This is a genomic window from Mesorhizobium sp. RCC_202 (assembly GCF_041355295.1).
Lineage (GTDB): Bacteria > Pseudomonadota > Alphaproteobacteria > Rhizobiales > Rhizobiaceae > Mesorhizobium.
Genome location: NZ_JBFUPO010000004.1, coordinates 168,098 through 186,049, shown reverse-complemented (window position 1 = coordinate 186,049; position 17,952 = coordinate 168,098). Strand labels below are relative to the sequence as shown.

The window sequence follows — 17,952 nt, the reverse complement described above, 5'->3', positions numbered from 1 at the left end:
CCTACTCCCCTCCCTTCCTACTTCACATATTGCAGCATCGGCTCCTTGCCGGCGTCGATCACGTCCTTGGTCAGCACCAGCGTCGGCACGGCGATGCTGTCCTCGACCTTGTCGCCGGCGAGCGCCTTCTTGACGTTCTCGACCGCCTGCTTGCCGACCAGATAAGGCAGCTGCGCCACAGAAGCGTTGAGGCGGCCTTCCTTGATCGACTTCACGGCGTCGGAATTGCCGTCGACGCCGATGATCGTCACCTGTGGGCCCTTGCCGGCCGCATAGACCGACTCCACCGCGCCCAGCGCCATGCCGTCATTGGCGCAGAAGATGGCGACGAGGTCGGGATGCGCGGTCAGCGTATCGGTGGCGATCGAGGCGGCCTTGCCGCGATCCCAGTCGCCCGGTAGCGAAGCGACGATTTCCAAGCCCGGCGCCAGTTCCTTCAGCTTGTCGGCAAAGCCCTTGGCGCGCTTCTCGCCGGTGATGTTGCCGGACAGGCCCTCGATCACCAGCACCGGACCCTTGGCGTCCTTGCCAAGCTTGGAGACAAGATATTCGGCGCCTTGCGCGCCGGCCGCGATGTTGTCGGAACCGATATGGAAGGTGACCTTGACGCCTTCCTTGTCGAGCACCGCCTGGTCGAGATTGTTGTCGAGGTCGACGATCTTGATGCCGGCGTCCTGCGCCGACTTCAGGCAAGGCAGAAGGTTGGTCGAGTTGATTGCCGCGGTGATCATCGCCGCCGGCTTGCGCTCGAGCATGGTGTTGCACAGATTGAGCTGCGGCTCGGCCGCCTGGTCACTCTCGGCCGCCTGCTGGAAATATTTCACGCCGGCTTCCTTGGCGCCGTCTTCGACGCCTTGCGCCATCGCGCCCCAGAACGGATTGGCGAGCGTCTTCATCAGCACGCCGTATTCGCCGTCCTCCGCCTTGGCCGCACCTGCGGCCGAGAACGCAAATGCCACGCCTATGGCTAGCGTAAATCGATTTATTTTCAAGAAACGCGATGTCATCCTATCCTCCGTTTGATCCTTTGGCCGGTGCCCAGGCCAGGGCCGGCGCTTTGCTTCCGTCACGACAATGGGGGCTGTTGTCGGTCTCCTCCCCCGGAATGCGGACCGCTGCCTGGCGAGCCAACGGATTCCCGCATCAAAACCTGGCAAGGCTCGAGCCGCGCCGTGGGTGGTCCCTCGGCGCCCTCGATCCTGCGAAACAAGAGATTGATCGCCTCGCCGGCGATCCGCCGCACGGGCTGCACGACGGCGGCGATGGCAGGCCATGTCACCTGCATCCATTCCGCGTCGTCGAAGCCGACGAGCGAGATGTCGTTCGGACAATGCCAGCCGCGCCGGCGAAACTCCGACAGCGCCACCAGCGTGCCTTTCAAGAGCAGCGAGTAGACGGCGGTCGGCCGCTCGCCACGGCCGAAATAGTCGCGCAGCGAGGCGCGCAGCGGCTCGACGCTGACTTCCGCGGTGATGACATCGATGCGCACCGACGGGTCGAGGGCCAGGGCCTGGGCGCGGAACCCCTCCAGGCGGGCGCGCACGGTTGCCGCCTGCTCGGCAAGGCCGATGACCAGGATATGCTTGTGGCCCTTGCCGACCAGCATTCGCGCCACTTCGGCGCTGGCCGCGGCGCTGTCGGCTGACACCGTGTCGAAGGCATCGTCGGACAGCACGCGGTCGATCAGCACGCCGGTCATGCCATTGGCCTTCATGAAGTCGGCCGCCGGTCCATGCTCGTTGCGCACCGGCGCCAGCACGACGCCGGCAACGCGCCAGTCATGCATGCGGGCGAGGATCTCTTTTTCGCGCGCTTCGGATTCGCGGCTGGAAGCGGCGACAAGTGTATAGCCGCGCTCTTCGGCAAGCCCTTCCAGTTCGGTGACCATCTGGCCGAAGAACTCGCTTTCGAATTCCGGCATGATAGCGCCGATGATGCGGCGCTTGGCGCGGCGCATGTCCGACGCCAGCGGATCGACGCGGTAGCCGAGTAATTCGACGGCGTCGACGACACGCTGCGCGTTTTCCGGCTTCACCGTGGTGACACCGGCCAGCACCTTGGAGACGGTCGCCGCGGACACGCCGGCATGGCTTGCCACGTCGTGGATCGACGGACGCCGCTGCTGGGCTTCGTGTTGCGCCATTGACCTCCTCCCGAGGGCAGGCAGCCGCGTGCTGCCTTGCTGGCGTAGACGGTAAATCGATTTTTCGCAGTTGTAAATCGTTTCATCGTGAGTAAAACTGAGATGTGAGATTGACGCGATCCAATCGCGCCGGGAGGAACGATGACCGACAAAACCTTGCCGCTGGTGATCAGCGCGCCAGAACCGCGCACCCTCGACCTGATCTTCACGCCGCCGCAACTGGCGCGCCTGCGAACAGGGTATCGCATCGTCGAGACGACCCCGGAGGGCGTTGCCGCCCTGCCGGCCGAGACGCTCGCCGAGGCGCGCTACATCATCGGCCAGCCGCCGATTTCACCCGAGACGCTGGAAAAGCTGAAGACGCTGCGCTGCATCTTCAACGTCGAGACCAACCTCATCAACAACATGCCTTACGAGACGCTGTTTGCGCGCGGCATCCATGTCGTCACCACCGGCCTGGTGTTTGCCGAACCGGTCGCCGAGCTTGGCCTTGCCATGGCGCTCAACCTCGCGCGCAACATCGTCGATGCCGACCTGGCTTTCCGGCAAGGCAATGAGCTGTGGGGCGGTGACGGCAACCAGACTGCGCGACTGCTTTCTGGCGCCGATGTCGGCATCATCGGCTTCGGCGATCTCGGCCGCGCGCTCAATCGCCTGCTGACCGGCTTCCGTACCCACACCAGGGTCTATGATCCGTGGCTGCCGCCATCGATCCTTCTCGACAACGGCGTCGAGCCAGCCTCGCTCGATACGGTGCTGTCGCAAAGCGACTTCGTTTTCGTCGTCGCCTCGGTCACCAGCGAGAACCAGGGTTTTCTCGGCGCGGACTCGTTCGCCAAGATGCGCAAGGGCGCCGCCTTCATCCTGCTCAGCCGCGCCGGGGTGGTCGATTTCGCCGCGATGATGGTGGCGGTGAAGAGCGGCCACATCGTTGCCGCCAGCGACGTCTTCCCGGAGGAACCGCTGGCCCGGGATCATGCCGTGCGCGCGCTGCCCGGCTTCCTGCGCTCGGCCCACCGCGCCGGCGCGCTCGATATCGCTTTCAAGCGCATGGGCGACATGGTGCTGGAGGACATGGACCTGATCGATCGCGGCCTGCCGCCGATGCGCTCCAAGCGGGCAGAGCGCGAGACGGTGTCAAGGATGCGGTCGAAGCCGGTCGACAGGAACTAGATGGCAGCTATTCGTCGTAAGGGTCGATGAGCTTGCCGGTTCCCAATCCGGGGAGCCGCCCGGTTACACGATGTTCGGCGGTCTGCTTGTCAGCCAGGCGCTGACGCTTTTCACCACGCCGGTGATCTATCTCGACCTCGACGACCTGTCGCAGTGGCTCACCCCCTTCCGCAGGCGCGACCAAGACCACGATGAGCCCGAGCACGCGGCGGATGTCGTCAGGCTGCCACAAGGCAAGCTGGCGGCCGAGTAGGCCGCCGACTCGGCAGGCGCATAGTCAGGCAGGCAAGGCGCGCAGCGGCGAGCCACTTTGGCTGGCCTCTTCGGCGGGATCGCCAAAATTGGCCTCGAGCCAGGCGATCGCGCCGGCAACGTCTTCAATCACGAAACTCGCCCCCGTCTCGCCTTGCGGCTTGACCCGGATCGAGATGCCACCGAGGGCATTGACGGTCTCAAAGCCGCTCTCGTCGGATGTATCATCGCCAAGAAACACCGGGCGTCTGCCGCTGAACGGATCGAACTGCATGAAGCGCCGGATGGCGGCGCCCTTGGCCGCTTCCAACGGCATCAACTCGACGCCGGCGTTGCCGGCAATCACGCGGTAGCCTTTCGGCAGCCGGGCAAGTGCTGCCTCGACCAGTTCCGTCGCCCGCACCAAGAGCTGCGGCGCTGCTCTGGTGTGGATGGCAAGCACTGGTCCCTTGCGTTCGACAAAGACAGCCTTGCTCGCCAGTTCCAACTCGATTTCGTCGGCGAGGGCTGCCATGTCGGCCGGTTCGTCGGCCGCTTCGATTTGTCCGTTCCGCGCCAGCCTGTGCTCAAGTCCGTAGAGGCCGGCAATTCGCAATTTCAAGGGATCGAACAGATGGTCGACGGCCGCGATCGAGCGGCCGGTGATGAACGCAAGGGCACCGTCGAGCCGCTGCTCGATCGTCGTCAGAAGAGTGCGCAGCTCCTCGCTGACGGATACGGCGTCGGGGTGTGCGGCGTGTTCCAGCAAGGTGCCGTCAATGTCCAGGAACAGCGCCCAGCGGCCTTCAGGAAGGGGTGGTGTTAGATCAGCTTGACTATTCATCGGTATCCGACCGCCTGTCTGCGTTCCACGATTGAGACGACATTGTCGCCGTTGATGTTGGTTGGCCGGTCGGGCGATGCCGTGGCCCGGTCGAGATCGCTGCGCTTGCGCAGACGCGATGCATCGAGCAGCATGCTGCCGGCCCAGCGATAGACATTGTTGTCGCGCACGATCTCGCGCATGCGCCGCATGCGTTCGCGCTGTTCGTCGGAATCCATGGTCAGGGCCTGCTGCATGGCCTCGGCCGTCATTGCCGCGTCGTAGGGATTGATGATCAGTGCTTCCAGCAATTCGCGTGAGGCACCGGCAAACGTGCTGAGGATAAGCACGCCTTGCTCGTCGTCGCGTGAAGCAACGAACTCCTTGGCGACAAGGTTCATGCCGTCATGCAGGCTGGTGACCAGGCAAATGTCGGCGGCGCGGTAGAGCTCGTAGACGTGCTTTTGCGCATGGTGCTCGGCCACCAGCACAACCGGACGATAGGTCTTGTTGCCGTAGCGCTCGTTGAGCTCAGCCGCGTAGCGCTGGCATTCGTCATGCAGTTGCTTGTAGGCCGGCAGCGTGCCGCGGCTGGGTGCGGCGATCTGCAGGAAGACGACCTTGCCGATTGTTTCGGGATGGCGCCTGAACAGCTCGTCCAGCGCATGAAAACGGTCGAGGATACCTTTGGTGTAGTCGAGGCGCTCGACACCGATGCACAGCTTGGCATCGGCCGCGATACCGAACCGTTCGCGTGTACGGGCGCGACATTCCTCCACGCTGGGCAGGCTGTTCAGCAACTCGACCGGCCATTCGATCGAGATCGGATAGGCATGAACCAGCGTCATCTGGCCGCCATAGGAAATGGCGGCATCGGCTCGCTCGATGCGGCTTTCCATGAAGCGGTCGACGCTCTCGGTGAAATTGTTGGCATGGAATTGGGTGTGGAAGCCGATGATCGAGCTGCCGAGCAGCCCGTCGAGGATGCGCTCGCGCCACGGGCAGATGCTGAACACTTCCGAGTTCGGCCACGGAATGTGCCAGAAGGTGATGACGATCGCTTCCGGCAGCCGTTCGCGGATCATGCGCGGCAGAAGAGCGAAATGATAATCCTGGACCAGAACGATCGGCCGCTCGTTGCGCGCCTCGGCAACGACCGTATCGGCGAATTTGCGGTTGACGGCCTCATAGGCTTCCCAGTCGGACTCGCGGAAGATAGGCCGGGTGAAAGCGATGTGGCAAAGCGGCCACAGGCCCTCATTGGCGAAGCCCAGGTAATAACCCTGATATTCCTCATCGGTCAGCCAGACCCGGCGCAGCGTGTAGGACGGGTTGCCCGGCGGCACCTGCACCCGGTCGTCGCCGTCGACAACGGTGCGGTCGGCGCTTCCGCCGCCATAGGCGATCCAGGTACCGGCGCAGGCGCGCGTGATCGGCTCCAGCGCCGAGACCAGTCCGCTTGCCGGCACGACCAGCTCGACCTCGCCGTTCTTCGTCTCGTTGTGGATGTAAGGCTCGCGATTGGAGATCACTATGACCTGCGCTCCCGGCAGATCCTCTGCCAGGATCTTGCGCAGTGTCTCCGGCGACCAGGTGACCAAGGCGGCGTCGACGGACTGACCGTTTTTTTCGAATTCGCGCAGCACCTTGCTGGCGACTTCCGAGACCACGTCGTCACTGGCGGCCGGCACGGCCCGCGAGTGATGCCGGCGCTGTCGGGAGATCGACATCAGGACCGCCAGAGCGGAAAGCCCGAGGCTTACGAGGATAAGGACCCATAGAAGGTAGACGCCATACTGTGTCATTGAAATGCCAGTGTGCTCCGGCTGTCCGCGCTTTTGTTATTGGTCTTGCCGGCTGCGGACCGGTGGGCCGGGTCGAGTGTGCAACGCACAAATCGGCCCTCGGTTCCGACATTTTTCGATTGTTGACGCGGGCTTGCCGCGAATTGTTCAAGTCCGCACGATGAGCGGCACCTGGCCCTCATGCCGCTCCGACAGGAAGGCAACGACACGGTCGCCGACCCGTTGAAACGTCAGATCGACGGAGCGTTCACCAACGCTTAAATGCCTGAGCGTGAGCGTGTCGATACCGATCGGCAGCCGCGGGTTCGTCACGTGCAGTTCGCCTTTCCAGCCGTCGATTTCCAGGCCGAGGCAGGCCTGCATCAGCATGAAGGCCGAGCCCGCCGACCACGCCTGCGGCAGGCACGCCACCGGATAGGCGATCGGCGCCTCGCCGGGAGAGCGGGTGAACCCGCAGAACAATTCCGGCAGCCGCATATTGAAATGGACTGCGGATTCGAACGTGCCGCTCATCAGCCGCACCACGCTGTCGCGCTCGCCATAGCGCGCCAGGCCGACCCCGCAGAGCGCGGTATCGTGAGGCCAGATCGAGCCGTTGTGATAGGACATCGGATTGAAAAAGATCGCGTCGTCCGCGAGCGTCCTCAAGCCCCAGCCCGAATGGAAGGAAGCGGACAGCAGCTGGTCGGCGATCAGTTTTGCGCGTTCGGGTTGCGGCAGTCCGACAAAAAGCAGGTGCCCCGCATTCGATGTCCGGACCTTGCAGGGTTCACCATCGCCATCGATGGCCAGGGCGTAGAAATTCATGTCGTCTTGCCAGAAATCGCGTTCGACGGCGACACGCATTTCCTCGGCGCGGTTCTCCCAATGCTCGGCATCCGCGAACTCGCCGCGACGGCGCGCAAGTGCCGCCAGGCCCCGGTAGGCGGCAAAGACATAGCCCTGCACCTCGACCAGCGCGATCGGCCCCTTCGGGATGCGACCATCGGCATGAAAGACCGAGTCGAAACTATCCTTCCAGCCCTGGTTGGCGAGGCCCGAGTCGGCGGCGCGCTGGTAGGTGACGAAGCCGGTGGCGCGGCTCGCCTCCTCCATCCATTCGGCGGCAGCCTTGAGCGACGACCAGAGCTTGTCGATGAAGGCCATGTCGCCTGTCCGATCGGCATAGGCCGAGGCGAGATGGATGTAGAGCGGTGTGGTGTCGACGCCGCCATAATAACGGCCGAAGGGAAGCTCGCGCAGCACCGCCATCTCGCCCTTGCGCGTCTCATGCATGATCTTGCCCGGCTGGGAATCGCTGAACGGCGATGTCTCGGTCGCCTGGTGCTCGGCCAGGAAGGCGAGCACGCCCCGCGCCAGGCCCGGATTGAGCCACAGCATCTGCAGCGAGGAGATCACGCCATCGCGGCCGAAAGCCGTCGAGAACCACGGAATGCCGGCATAGGGGTAAGGCCCGGTCGAAAGCTCGGTGGTGAGCAGCGCGACATCGGCCCGGGCGCGCTCGACCCAGTCGTTGAAGACACGGCCCGAACTGCGGATCGTCGCGCCGTGCCGGCGCTTGGCGCGCATGCCGAAGCGGGCGCGCGCCGCTGCCGCACGGAAGCGGTCGCTGCCGGGCGGATCGGTAGCCTCGGGGCCAACCTCGACATAGAGCACCTTTTGGCTGCGCTTGGTCACCGCAATCATGAAATCGGCGCGAGTTTCGCTCAACTGGTCAGGCGGCTGCGAGAACGAGATTGCCGACAGGCGCGGCAACCCGTCCAGGCCGTCATAGCCTAGCTGTACCGATGCCTTGTCGGTCCTGGCGACATGCGTCGTGCCGCGCTTCGGCCGCGTCGAGCCGCGCACCTCGAACATGTCGCGAAAGTCGGCGGCGAAATGCAGCGAGACGGAAATAGTCGAATGCTCGCGGCTGTAATTGGAAAGCGTGATGCGCTCGAACAGCCTGTCCTGCCACAGCAGCCGGACCCGCTCGATGTGGATGGCGCCTTGCGGGATGTCGCGGCCGGCGGCGCTCTGGATCGGCAGGTTCGTCAGATTTGACGTGAACAGCACATTGTCCTGGCTGAGCGAGGCGCCGAGCAATGACATCTGCCGGCCACCGACGGTGAGCCGGAATTCGGACAGCACGCGCGTGTCGTCGCGGAAGAAGCCGTCGCCCGAGCCCCTGATGTCGCCATAGCCGTCGGCGACGATGAAGCAATCGCCCTGCTTGAGCGCAAACAGCCGATGTGGTTCGCGTGGCGCCGTTTCGTCCAGCGAAGCAAGGGCCACAGCGGGATCGAGCTTGCGCTCGTCGAGCTCCGTCATTCGTCACCTCTTCATCTGCCCGCCGCGTGAAGTTCAGGAGGCCTTCGCCTCGCTGGCCCCAATGAGGCGCGCGTAGGCGGCAAGATAGTCGCGCGCCATTCTGGTGGCCGAAAACCGCTTTTCGAAGGCCGCCCTCACCTGTCGGCGATCGAGCTGAAGCAGAGCCGGCACCGCGGCCACCGCATCGTCCACCGTGTCCACGACGAAGCCGGTGACACCGTTGTCGACGATCTCCGGCAAGGCGCCGCACTGCCACGCAATCACCGGCGTGCCACAGGCCATGGCCTCGATGGCGACCAGGCCGAACGGTTCGGGCCAGTCGATGGGAAACAGCAGCCCCGCCGCATTGCCGAGGAATTCCGCTTTCTGGTCTTCCGTGATTTCGCCGACATATTCGATCCGATCGCCGTCGATCAGCGCCTCGATCTCGTCGTGGAAATAGGCGCGGTCATCGTCGCCGATCTTGGCCGCAAGCTTAAGCTTGAGGCCTGAGCGGCGGGCGATCTCGATAGCGCGGTCGGGCCGCTTGTCGCGCGACAGGCGCCCGAGGAAAGCCAGATACGGCTCTTCCGTCCGGGGCTCGTAGGTCGGCTGATAGGCATCGAGCGGCAATCCATGATGGATCGTCGCCAGCCAGTTGGCGTCCGGCAGTCCACGCTTCTGACTGTGCGAAATCGAAATCATCGGGAAGCGCGGGAACCGTTCATAGGCCGGCGCCAGGTCGACATAGTCGAGCCGGCCGTGCGGGGTCGTCACCGTACGTCCCGCCATCTCCTCGAAGAAGGGGAAATGCAGGAAGTGGCTGAGATGGAAATGGATGACGTCGAATTCGCCGGCGCGTTTGCGCACGTCGGCGAGCATGGTCAGATGTGCCGCGATTTCCGATTTCTTCGGCCGCGGATCGAGGCGGATCGCCTGGTCGCGGGCGGACACCAGCCGCGCCGACGTCTCGCTGTCGCCGCTTGCGAACAATGTCACGTCGTGCCCGAGCGCCACCAGGGCTTCGGTGATGTAGAAGACGATCCGCTCCGTACCACCGTAAAGTTTCGGCGGCACCGATTCGTAGAGCGGCGCGACATGGGCAATGCGCATCGGATCCCTCAGCTGTTGACGCGGGCAAAATGCGCCAGCTCCGAGATCGTTCCTGCTCAATTGGCCGCGGGCAGCGATGCGGTGCCGAAACCGGCCGGCTAGACGGACGCTTTGCGCCCACGTCGAGCCAGAATATTCGCGACCAAAAGCAGCAGGATCGACAGCCCCATCATCAAGGTTGCCGCCGCGGTGATTGCCGGACTGAGCTTTTCACGCAGGCCGATGAACATTTCGAGCGGCATGGTGCGCTGGCCGGCACTGGCCAGGAACTGCACGACGACCACTTCGTCGAAGGACGTGACGAAGGCGAAAGCAGCACCCGAGAGCACGCCGGGCAGGATCAGCGGCAGCATGACCCGGAAGAACGCGGTCAGCGGCTTTGCGCCCGAGCAATGCGTGCTTACTGCGGCCTGGCTCAGCCTTTAGCTAGCCGCTGCACGCTTGTATAATTAAATCAACTTGATTTTCTAAAGTGGTATTATACACTTGGCGTGGCTGGTAAGTATCTCATGTCTCTCAAGAAAGCCATCTCCGGCACCAATCTCGAACAGGCCAAGTCGCACAACAGGCGCGTGGTCATCGAGGCTATACGTACCAACGGCTCCTTGTCACGGGCGGCGATCGCCCGGCTGACGGCGCTGTCGTCGCAGACAATTTCCAACATCGTCGAAGAGCTGGAAGCGGCCGGGTTGCTGCGGCCGGAAGCGACGCTGAAGGGCGCGCGTGGCCAACCGGCCGTGCCCTATTCCATCAATCCCGACGGCGGCTATTCGATCGGCCTGCAGCTCGATCATCAGCTTGCCGTCGGCGTCGTCACCGACCTCTCCGGCACCATGCGCGCCCGCGTCGAAAAAAGCGTCGACCGGCCGACGCCGGCGGCGGCCATGCCGCTGCTTGCCGCGATCTGCAGCGATCTGATCGCGACCTCCCGCCTCGACCGGACAAGGCTGCTCGGTGTCGGCATGGCCATGCCCGGCCCGTTCGGCGTCGAAGGCATGACCTCGGTTGGCCCGACTGCGCTGCCGGGCTGGAACGACTTTCCCGTGGCCGAGGAATTACACCGGTTGACCGGCATCGCCGTCACCGTCGAAAACGACGCGACCGCGGCGGCAATAGGCGAGCGGCTTTACGGCGTTGCCCGCAAGCTCGACAGCTTCGTCTATCTGTTCATCGGAACGGGTCTTGGCGCCGGCCTGTTTCTCGACGGCCACCTCTATAAGGGCAGCCGCCACAATGCCGGCGAGATCGGCCACATCATCGTCAAGCCCGGCGGCCTGCCTTGCGATTGCGGCAAGCGCGGCTGCCTGGAACGCTACGTCTCGCTGCGCGCCGCCTATGACAGGCTCGACCTGCCGGATCCCGATCATGCTTCGCCCGATATGCTGGAAGAACTCCTGGCAAACGGCGACAGCCGTTTCGAGGCCTGGCTCGCCGAAGCCGTCGATCCGCTGCGCCAGGCCATCGACGTGCTCGAAATGGCGCTGGACCCCGAGACCGTCGTGCTCGGCGGCTTCATGCCGCTGCCGGTGATCGAGGCTTTGGCCAGCCGGCTCGAGCCGCTGCATCTCTCGGTCAGCTCGACCAGCGCTCGTGTGACACCGCGCGTCCTGGTCGGCGCCGCCGGCAAGGACACCTCCGTGCTGGGCGCCGCGGCCCTACCGATCTTTTCGGAGACAAACCCGCAATTCGACGTGCTGCAGAAGCCTGTGGGCTAATACATGGCGGTTCTGCCGATCATAAAGTTCCCCGATCCGCTGCTAAGGGCCGTCGCGGACCCCGTTGAACAATTCGATGTCGCGTTGTACCGTTTCGCCGCCGATCTTCTCGATACCATGTACGCAGCGCCCGGGATCGGCATCACCGGCCCGCATCTCGGCATTTTGAAACGCGTGGTCGCAATCGATCGGTCCGCCAAATCCGGGATCTATATAAATCCGTCGATTGTCGAGGCCTCGACCGAAATGATCCGCCATACCGAAGGCAGCGTTTCGATGCCGGGCGTCACCGAAGACATCGAGCGACACGCCCGCGTTCGGGTTCGCTATCAGGATCTTGACGGCAACGAGCAGTTCGAGGACGCCGAAGGTCTGCTGGCGGTCTGCCACCAGCACGAAATTGATCAGCTCAACGGGATTTTCTGGATTAACAGGCTGTCGCGCTTGAAGCGCGACCGCCTGATCAAACGCTACAACAAATTACAACGGTAGATAAGCGAGGCTACGCCAAACCGTAGAGCACCGGCATCAGCCCGGCGAGCGCACTGAAACGCGGCCATGACTTCCGCTCCGGCAGCGTCCAGCCGGTTTCGGCAAGCGCCGAAAGCCTTGGAAAGATCAGCCGATCGAAGACGGCGCGATCGGTCATCGGCTCCGACCAGATGCAACATTGCACGCCGAGGAAATGCTTCTTCTGCGCGTCGCTCCAGCCTTCGACGGGATCGAAGCCATAGAGCTTTTCCGGCGACGACCAGCCGGCCCAGGCGGCACCCGGCTCCGACCATTCCGGACTGTTCGCCATGTCGAGGTAATAGACCTGGCCCGGATTGACCACCATGTCATAGCCTTCGCCGGCAAGGGCTGCCGAAACCTCGACGTTGCGCCAGCCGTTGAGGTAGCATTTGGTCTTGTCGATGACATTGCCATGCGCGGCTTCCTCCCAGCCGCCGGTGACGCAGCCTCGCGATGCCAGGAAGGCCTGGATCCGCTTGAGGAACTGGGCTTGCAGAAGGGCCGCGCCCGAGCCGTCGATCTCGTCGGCGCCATGCGTGTTGGTCACCACGCCGAGCCGCTTGGCATGCGCCTTTGCCAGCGCTTCGCCGCCGAGTTCGCCAAGCCGCAGCAAGGCCTGCGGCGAGCCGGACCAGGCGCCGATCGGCACCTCGTCGGCGCCGACATGGATCACCTTGAACGGGAACAGTTCGATCAGTTCGTCGAAGATCGTTTCCAGCACATGGTAGGTTTCCTCGCGCGCCGGGTTGAGGCAGTTGTTGGGAAAACCCTGCACCGAAAAATACTCGCCATGCTCGCCGGGATCGCGCAGCTGCGGCAGCGCCTGCAGCATGGCGTAGCAATGTCCCGGAACATCGATCTCCGGCACGACTTCGATGCCGAGCCTGCCGGCAAGCGCGACGATTTTGCGGATAGCCGCCTTCGTGTAATAGCCGCCGGTTTTCTGCGCGCCCGAGCCCAGCAGCGACGGGATCGGCAGGCCATGGCCGCGCCAGCCGCCGATCTCGGTCAGCTGCGGATAGGCATCGATCTCGACCCGCCAGGATTCGTCGTCCGACAAATGCCAGTGGAAGCGGTTGAGCTTGTTCCAGGCGAGGATCTTGAGGAATTTTTCGACCTCGGCCGAGGCGTAGAACTGGCGCGCGACATCGAGATGGCAACCGCGCCAGCCGAGCGACGGCTCGTCGCGGATTTCCCCGCTCGCCGGGAAGGTGAAGGTCGCCGGATGCTGTCTGGCGCCGCGCACGATCTGGCCGAGCGTGATCAGGCCATAAAGGAAGCCAGTGCCTGTCGACGCCGAAACCGTCGCCGCATCCGCGGCGAACGCGATCGCATAGGCTTCAGGCCCAAGACCGTCCCGGGCCACCAGCTTTACGGGAAAACCGCCTTCCGCCGCAGGACGCACGATGCCCTCGACCGGGAACAGGCTGGTTGTGAGATCGGCGAAAGCGGCTGCCGCCACTGTTGCCGCTTCACCCTCGAGTCGCAGATCGAGTCCGGTGGGCGCGGGAAGCGAGCCCGAGACCTCGACCTGGCGTGGCCAGGGGATGAGTGAAATCGCGACCGGCGCCACGGTCGGCACCGGATAAAGCTCTGCACCACGCTTTAGCGGCGCGTTGTCGCCGACGGCGCGGGTCGGTTCGACGGAGATGCGTCGGACGCTGCCATCGGCCAGCACGAGGTAGGCGCCCGTGGCGCCATCAGTCCAATGCCGAAGCGGGTAGCTGAGGCCGCGGGCCGTCAGCGTCCATGAGGCGCCTGGCCCGAGCACGAAGCCTTCCGGCGGCGTGAACTCGGCATGGTTGGAGAGCCGCACGGCAAGCGTGCCGCCTTCGATGGTAGCGGCAGGATCGATCCGGTCGGGCCCGCTGATGCAGAGCCGGAAATCCTGCAGGCTATGCCGCGATCCATTGGTCAATCGCAGTTCATAGGCCAATGGTTGGCCATCCTTGGCAGGCGTCCAGAAACTTTCGAGCCGCAGTCTGTCGGTCATGGCAGTCTCTTTGAAAAGCAAGCGTGAAAAGATCAGTCGGCGGATTTCAGCAAGCCGGCATAGATGCCGGGTTCGGAATTGGGGATCTGCGTTGCGCCGACGGTGCGTTCGTAGAATTCGGAGGGACCGACATCGCCGATGATGGCGTAGGCATAGCCCATGACCTTGAGGTCGAGCAGCGAGGCAAGCAGCAGCGCATGGCCGACGCCCTGGCCGCGCGCCGCCTCGTCGACGCCGGTCGGCCCAAAGAAGCCGCGCGCGATCGATTCGTGGCAGGCAAAGCCGATCAGTTTCTTGTCCCGCGTGGCAAGAAAACAGGCCGGCGGCTGGCGCATCATGGAAACAGCCGTCTCGCCCGCCCAGCCGGCGCTGAATTTGCGCCGCACCCAATCGGTGACGAGCTCATATTCCGGCGCCAGCGCGCGACGGATGGTGATGCCGGCCTTCGCCATGCGCTGATCGAGCGCCGCATCGGGTCCAAGCAAGGAGAGATTGACGAGATAATCCATGCAAAAATCCAAATCAGGAAGGCGTGCCAAGCGCGCGAACAAAATGGTCCGGCCCGACCTCTTCGACGACCGACGAAGCCGGGCGCGACAGTCGCCTCACCTCTTCGGCATGGCCAAGGAAGCGCGCGCTGTCGCCGGGTACGAAGGGTCGGTCGGGATCGGGCACGGCCGACAGAAGAAGCTGCGTATAGATATGGCGCGGATCGCCGATGACCGCAGTGGTCGAACCCCATTCCACCATCTGCCCGGCGAACATGACGATGATCTCCTCGGCGACATAAGCCGCGGTGGCGATGTCATGCGTGATGTAGAGCAATGCGAGATTCTTCTCGCGCTTGATACGGGCAAGCAATTCCAGAATGCCGAGACGGATCGACACATCGAGCATCGAGGTCGGCTCATCGGCGACCAATACCTCCGGCTGCACGGCAAGGGCTCTGGCAATGTTGACGCGCTGGCGTTGCCCACCCGAGAGCTCGTGCGGGAATTTATGCGCGGTGAGGTCAGGCTCTAGTCCGACGCCTGCAAGCAGCTCAGCCACGCCCTTCGCCAGCGCCGCCTTGCCTTTGGCATGGCCATGCAACGCAAGCGGCCGCGCCAGATGATGGTGCACGGTGAACACCGGATTGAGTGAGGCGAAGGGATCCTGGAACACCATCTGCACGGCGCGGCGATAGGTGCGTTCCTCGTTGCCGGTACCGGCATGCGTGGCATCGCGTCCACGGAATTGAAGCTTGCCGGCGGTCGGGTGATCCATGCGCGCGATGATGCGCGCGCAGGTCGTCTTGCCGCAGCCGGATTCGCCGACGAGTGCCAACGCCCTGCCCGGCCGCAGCGCCAGCGAAATGCCGCGCAGCGCCTGCACGAAACCGAAGCTGCGCTCGATACCGTCGAGCGTGATCACCGGCTCGGCATTCACAGTAGCGGAAAGCGAGGATGGCAGCGCGTTCATACGGCCTCGCGCGCCCGCGCCGGCAGCTGCGGGATCGAGGCCCACAGCTTGCGGGTATACTCATGCTTCGGCGCCTGGCTGACCTGTTTGACGTCGCCGACTTCCACCAATTCGCCTTTCAGCATGACGCCGATGCGGTTGCAGAGCTGCGACATCAGATGCAGATCGTGGGTGATGAAAAGCACCGAGAAGCCGAGACTGCGTTGCAGATCGATCACCTGCTCGAGAATCTCGCGCTGCACCACCACGTCGAGCGCCGTCGTCGGCTCGTCCATGATGATCAGCGCCGGCTCCAGGGCCAGGCAAATGGCAATGACGATGCGCTGGCGCATGCCGCCGCTGAACTGGTGCGGATAGTCGCGCAGGCGGTTGACGGGGACGCCGACCAGCTTGAACATCGCTTCCGCCCGCGCCCGCGACTGCTCGCGGGTAAATCCGTTGTGCCGGCGCAAAACGTCGTGGAACTGATCCTCGACCCGCATCAGCGGATTGAGCGAGTTCATCGCGCTCTGGAATACCATGCCGATGCGGCTCCAGCGCACTTTCTGCATCGCCACCTCGGTCAGTTTCAACAAATCCTGACCGTCGAACAGGATTTCGCCGCCCGCCACCCAGGCCGGCGCCTTGGCGAGCCTGGTGATGGCGTAGGCGATCGTGCTCTTGCCGCAGCCGGATTCGCCGGCGAGCCCGAACAACTCCGAGCGCCCGATGTCGAACGAGACATTCTTCACGGCGCGGAAGGCGCCCTTGTCGATGAGATAATCGACGCTGAGGTCGCGGACTTGCAGCAGGGGTCCGCTCACCGGGCCGCCTCCAGCTCGCTCTTGCGCAGTCTGGTCAGGCGCAGCCAGCGCGACAGCGCCGGTCCGGAGCGCAGTTGCGGGTTGGCGATCTCGTCGAAGGTGAAGTTGAGCAATGCCAGCCCGAGGCCGACCAGCGCGATGCCGAGCGCCGGCGCCCCGATGTCCCACCAGGCGCCGACAATGATCGCCGACGAGTTCTGCGCGTTGTAGAGCATGGTGCCCCAGGTGACGTTGAGCGGATCACCGAAGCCGAGATATTCGAGCGTCGTCTGCGCCACGATCGCATAGATGATAGAGCCGACGATGTTGATGCCGATCAGCGGCACCAGATTGGGCAGGATCTCGACGAAGATGATGCGCCATGAAGGCTCGCCGACCATGCGTGCCGCCGTGATGAATTCGCGATTGCGCAACGCCATGGTCTGCGCCCGCGTCATGCGCGCGCCCCATGGCCAGGATGTCAGCGCGATGATGGTCATGATCGCCAGGGGCCCGACCGTGCCGGCAAACGATGCCAGCAGGATAAGCAGCGGAATGTTGGGTATGACCAGCACCGCATTGGTGGCGAGATCGAGCGTTCCATCGATGCGGCCGCCGAAATAGCCGGCGATCAGGCCGATCACCGTGCCGATTGCGGTGATGGCGAGGCCGGTGGCGAAGCCGACGGCAAGTGACGGTCGCGCGCCCCAGACGAACTGGCTGTAGACGTCGCGGCCCATCTTGGTGGTGCCGAAATAATGCGAGACCGTCGGCGGCTGGTGCGAGCGTCCGACCCGCGCGGCCGGATCGTTAGGCGCCAGGATCGGCGCGAACATCGCCATCAGGGCGAGAGTCGCGATGATGATGAAGCCGGCCACCGCCTTCTTCTGGCGGAACAGGAGCTGCAGCCCGAACCTCATGCGCGCTCCTCCCTGATGCGCGGGTCGACGATGCCATAGACGATATCGACCAGCAGATTGGCCCCAAGGGTCGCCAATGTCATCAACAGAAGCTGGCCCTGGATGACGGGATAGTCGCGCGCCACGCTCGCCGTGAACAGCGTCAGCCCGAGCCCGGGATAATTGAAGACGATCTCGGTGACGATCGAGCCACCGAAAACCGCGCCCAGCATCAGCGCCAGATTGGTCAGAACCGGCAGCATCGCATTGCGCGCCGCGTAGGAGAACATCACCGCCGTTTCCGACAGCCCCTTGGCGCGACCCATGGTGACGTAATCCTCGCCGAGCACTGAGATCATCGAGGAGCGCATCGTCGTCTGGAACTCGCCGATCATATAGGGCGAGAGCGTCAGCACCGGCATGATCGCGTGCCAGAACACGCTGCCGAGGAAGGTGAGGTTGAAGCCCGGATCGAGATCGGGATTATAGGCGTAGCCGACCGGGAACCAGCGCAGCGTCACGCCGAAGGTGAACAGCGTGGCCAAGGCGATGATGACCGGCGGGATCGCGATCAGCACGACAGAAAACGGCGAGACGAACGCATCGAAACGTCCGCCCCGCCGCCAGGCTGCCACTGCGCCAAGGGAGACACCGACGCAGAGGGAAAAGATGATGGCGCAGCTGACCAGCAGCGCCGTCCAGCCAGCGGAGCGAGCCAGCACCTGGGTGACCGTCTGCGGATAGTATTTCACCGAGACGCCGAGATCGAAGGTGGCGAGCCCCTTTAGATAATCGACGAACTGCAGCCATATCGGCTGCTGGACGGCGCCGAAGCGAGCCTTGATCGCTTCGATCGCCGCCGGCGTGGCGCGTGGGCCGAGCTGCGCGATCATCGAGTCCACGGGGCTCCCCGGCATCAGCCTGGGAAGGGTGAAGTTGACGATGATCGCAAACAGGAAGGCGACGAAGTAGACGCCCAGCCGCCGCAGTGGAATCCGCATCCCGAAGACCC

Annotated in this window: 16 protein-coding genes and 1 pseudogene; 4 read left to right on the top strand and 13 right to left on the bottom strand. The window is 64.0% G+C overall.

The features are described 5' to 3' along the window. Positions 1–17: 17 nt before the first annotated feature. Both AB6802_RS11055 and AB6802_RS11050 read right to left on the bottom strand, forming a co-directional pair. Complete coding sequence (locus AB6802_RS11055; RefSeq protein WP_371010134.1) at positions 18–959, bottom strand: substrate-binding domain-containing protein; 942 nt, start codon at positions 957–959, stop codon at positions 18–20. 107 nt (positions 960–1,066) lie between these two features. After that, the gene (locus tag AB6802_RS11050; RefSeq protein WP_371010133.1) at positions 1,067–2,143 is read right to left on the bottom strand and encodes a LacI family DNA-binding transcriptional regulator; all 1,077 of its coding nucleotides are present in this window, start codon (positions 2,141–2,143) and stop codon (positions 1,067–1,069) included. A gap of 141 nt (positions 2,144–2,284) precedes the next feature. Between AB6802_RS11050 and AB6802_RS11045 the strand changes: the two genes are divergently transcribed. Beyond that, entirely contained in the window at positions 2,285–3,316 is a 1,032-nt protein-coding gene (locus tag AB6802_RS11045) for a hydroxyacid dehydrogenase (protein WP_371010132.1), read from the top strand. 70 nt (positions 3,317–3,386) lie between these two features. Continuing rightward, a complete protein-coding gene (locus tag AB6802_RS11040; protein WP_371010131.1) occupies positions 3,387–3,569 on the top strand; it encodes a hypothetical protein in 183 nt (60 codons plus the stop codon). Positions 3,570–3,593: 24 nt separating this feature from the next. Here AB6802_RS11040 and otsB read toward each other — a convergent pair whose 3' ends face one another. The 5 genes and pseudogenes from otsB to AB6802_RS11015 form a co-directional block, all read right to left on the bottom strand. After that, positions 3,594–4,391, bottom strand: coding sequence for a trehalose-phosphatase (gene otsB, locus AB6802_RS11035; RefSeq protein WP_371010130.1), 798 nt, complete (start codon positions 4,389–4,391; stop codon positions 3,594–3,596). Then, positions 4,388–6,175, bottom strand: a complete 1,788-nt coding sequence (locus tag AB6802_RS11030; RefSeq protein WP_371010129.1) for a trehalose-6-phosphate synthase — start codon at positions 6,173–6,175, stop codon at positions 4,388–4,390. Before AB6802_RS11030 ends, otsB begins: the two co-directional genes overlap by 4 nt. A 147-nt stretch (positions 6,176–6,322) precedes the next feature. After that, on the bottom strand, positions 6,323–8,485 hold the full coding sequence (locus AB6802_RS11025; protein ID WP_371010128.1) for a glycogen debranching N-terminal domain-containing protein: 2,163 nt from the start codon (positions 8,483–8,485) through the stop codon (positions 6,323–6,325). A gap of 33 nt (positions 8,486–8,518) precedes the next feature. After that, positions 8,519–9,577: a glycosyltransferase family 4 protein gene (locus AB6802_RS11020; protein WP_371010127.1), complete on the bottom strand. Its 1,059-nt coding sequence runs from the start codon at positions 9,575–9,577 to the stop codon at positions 8,519–8,521. Between the two features lie 98 nt (positions 9,578–9,675). Beyond that, positions 9,676–9,966, bottom strand: a pseudogene (locus AB6802_RS11015) (ABC transporter permease); the annotation flags it as partial. Positions 9,967–10,086: 120 nt separating this feature from the next. Between AB6802_RS11015 and AB6802_RS11010 the strand changes: the two are divergent. Together AB6802_RS11010 and AB6802_RS11005 are read left to right on the top strand one after the other, a co-directional pair. Beyond that, positions 10,087–11,292 (top strand): ROK family transcriptional regulator, encoded by a 1,206-nt coding sequence (locus AB6802_RS11010; RefSeq protein ID WP_371010126.1) that lies wholly within the window; start codon positions 10,087–10,089, stop codon positions 11,290–11,292. Between the two features lie 3 nt (positions 11,293–11,295). Continuing rightward, a complete protein-coding gene (locus AB6802_RS11005; RefSeq protein ID WP_371010125.1) occupies positions 11,296–11,784 on the top strand; it encodes a peptide deformylase in 489 nt (162 codons plus the stop codon). 10 nt (positions 11,785–11,794) lie between these two features. Here the strand turns inward: AB6802_RS11005 and AB6802_RS11000 are convergent, their stop codons facing one another. From AB6802_RS11000 to AB6802_RS10975, 6 genes are read right to left on the bottom strand one after another with little or no spacing between them, the layout of a single operon-like run. Continuing rightward, the gene (locus AB6802_RS11000) at positions 11,795–13,798 is read right to left on the bottom strand and encodes a beta-N-acetylhexosaminidase (protein ID WP_371010124.1); all 2,004 of its coding nucleotides are present in this window, start codon (positions 13,796–13,798) and stop codon (positions 11,795–11,797) included. Between the two features lie 32 nt (positions 13,799–13,830). After that, the gene (locus AB6802_RS10995; RefSeq protein ID WP_371010123.1) at positions 13,831–14,307 is read right to left on the bottom strand and encodes a GNAT family N-acetyltransferase; all 477 of its coding nucleotides are present in this window, start codon (positions 14,305–14,307) and stop codon (positions 13,831–13,833) included. 13 nt (positions 14,308–14,320) lie between these two features. After that, the gene (locus tag AB6802_RS10990; protein WP_371010122.1) at positions 14,321–15,259 is read right to left on the bottom strand and encodes an ABC transporter ATP-binding protein; all 939 of its coding nucleotides are present in this window, start codon (positions 15,257–15,259) and stop codon (positions 14,321–14,323) included. After that, the gene (locus tag AB6802_RS10985; protein ID WP_371010121.1) at positions 15,256–16,062 is read right to left on the bottom strand and encodes an ABC transporter ATP-binding protein; all 807 of its coding nucleotides are present in this window, start codon (positions 16,060–16,062) and stop codon (positions 15,256–15,258) included. The genes AB6802_RS10990 and AB6802_RS10985 overlap by 4 nt, the downstream gene beginning before the upstream one ends. Next, the gene (locus AB6802_RS10980; protein WP_371010120.1) at positions 16,059–16,961 is read right to left on the bottom strand and encodes an ABC transporter permease; all 903 of its coding nucleotides are present in this window, start codon (positions 16,959–16,961) and stop codon (positions 16,059–16,061) included. Before AB6802_RS10980 ends, AB6802_RS10985 begins: the two co-directional genes overlap by 4 nt. Continuing rightward, positions 16,958–17,941: an ABC transporter permease gene (locus tag AB6802_RS10975; protein WP_371010119.1), complete on the bottom strand. Its 984-nt coding sequence runs from the start codon at positions 17,939–17,941 to the stop codon at positions 16,958–16,960. The genes AB6802_RS10980 and AB6802_RS10975 overlap by 4 nt, the downstream gene beginning before the upstream one ends. Between the last annotated feature and the right edge of the window lie 11 nt (positions 17,942–17,952).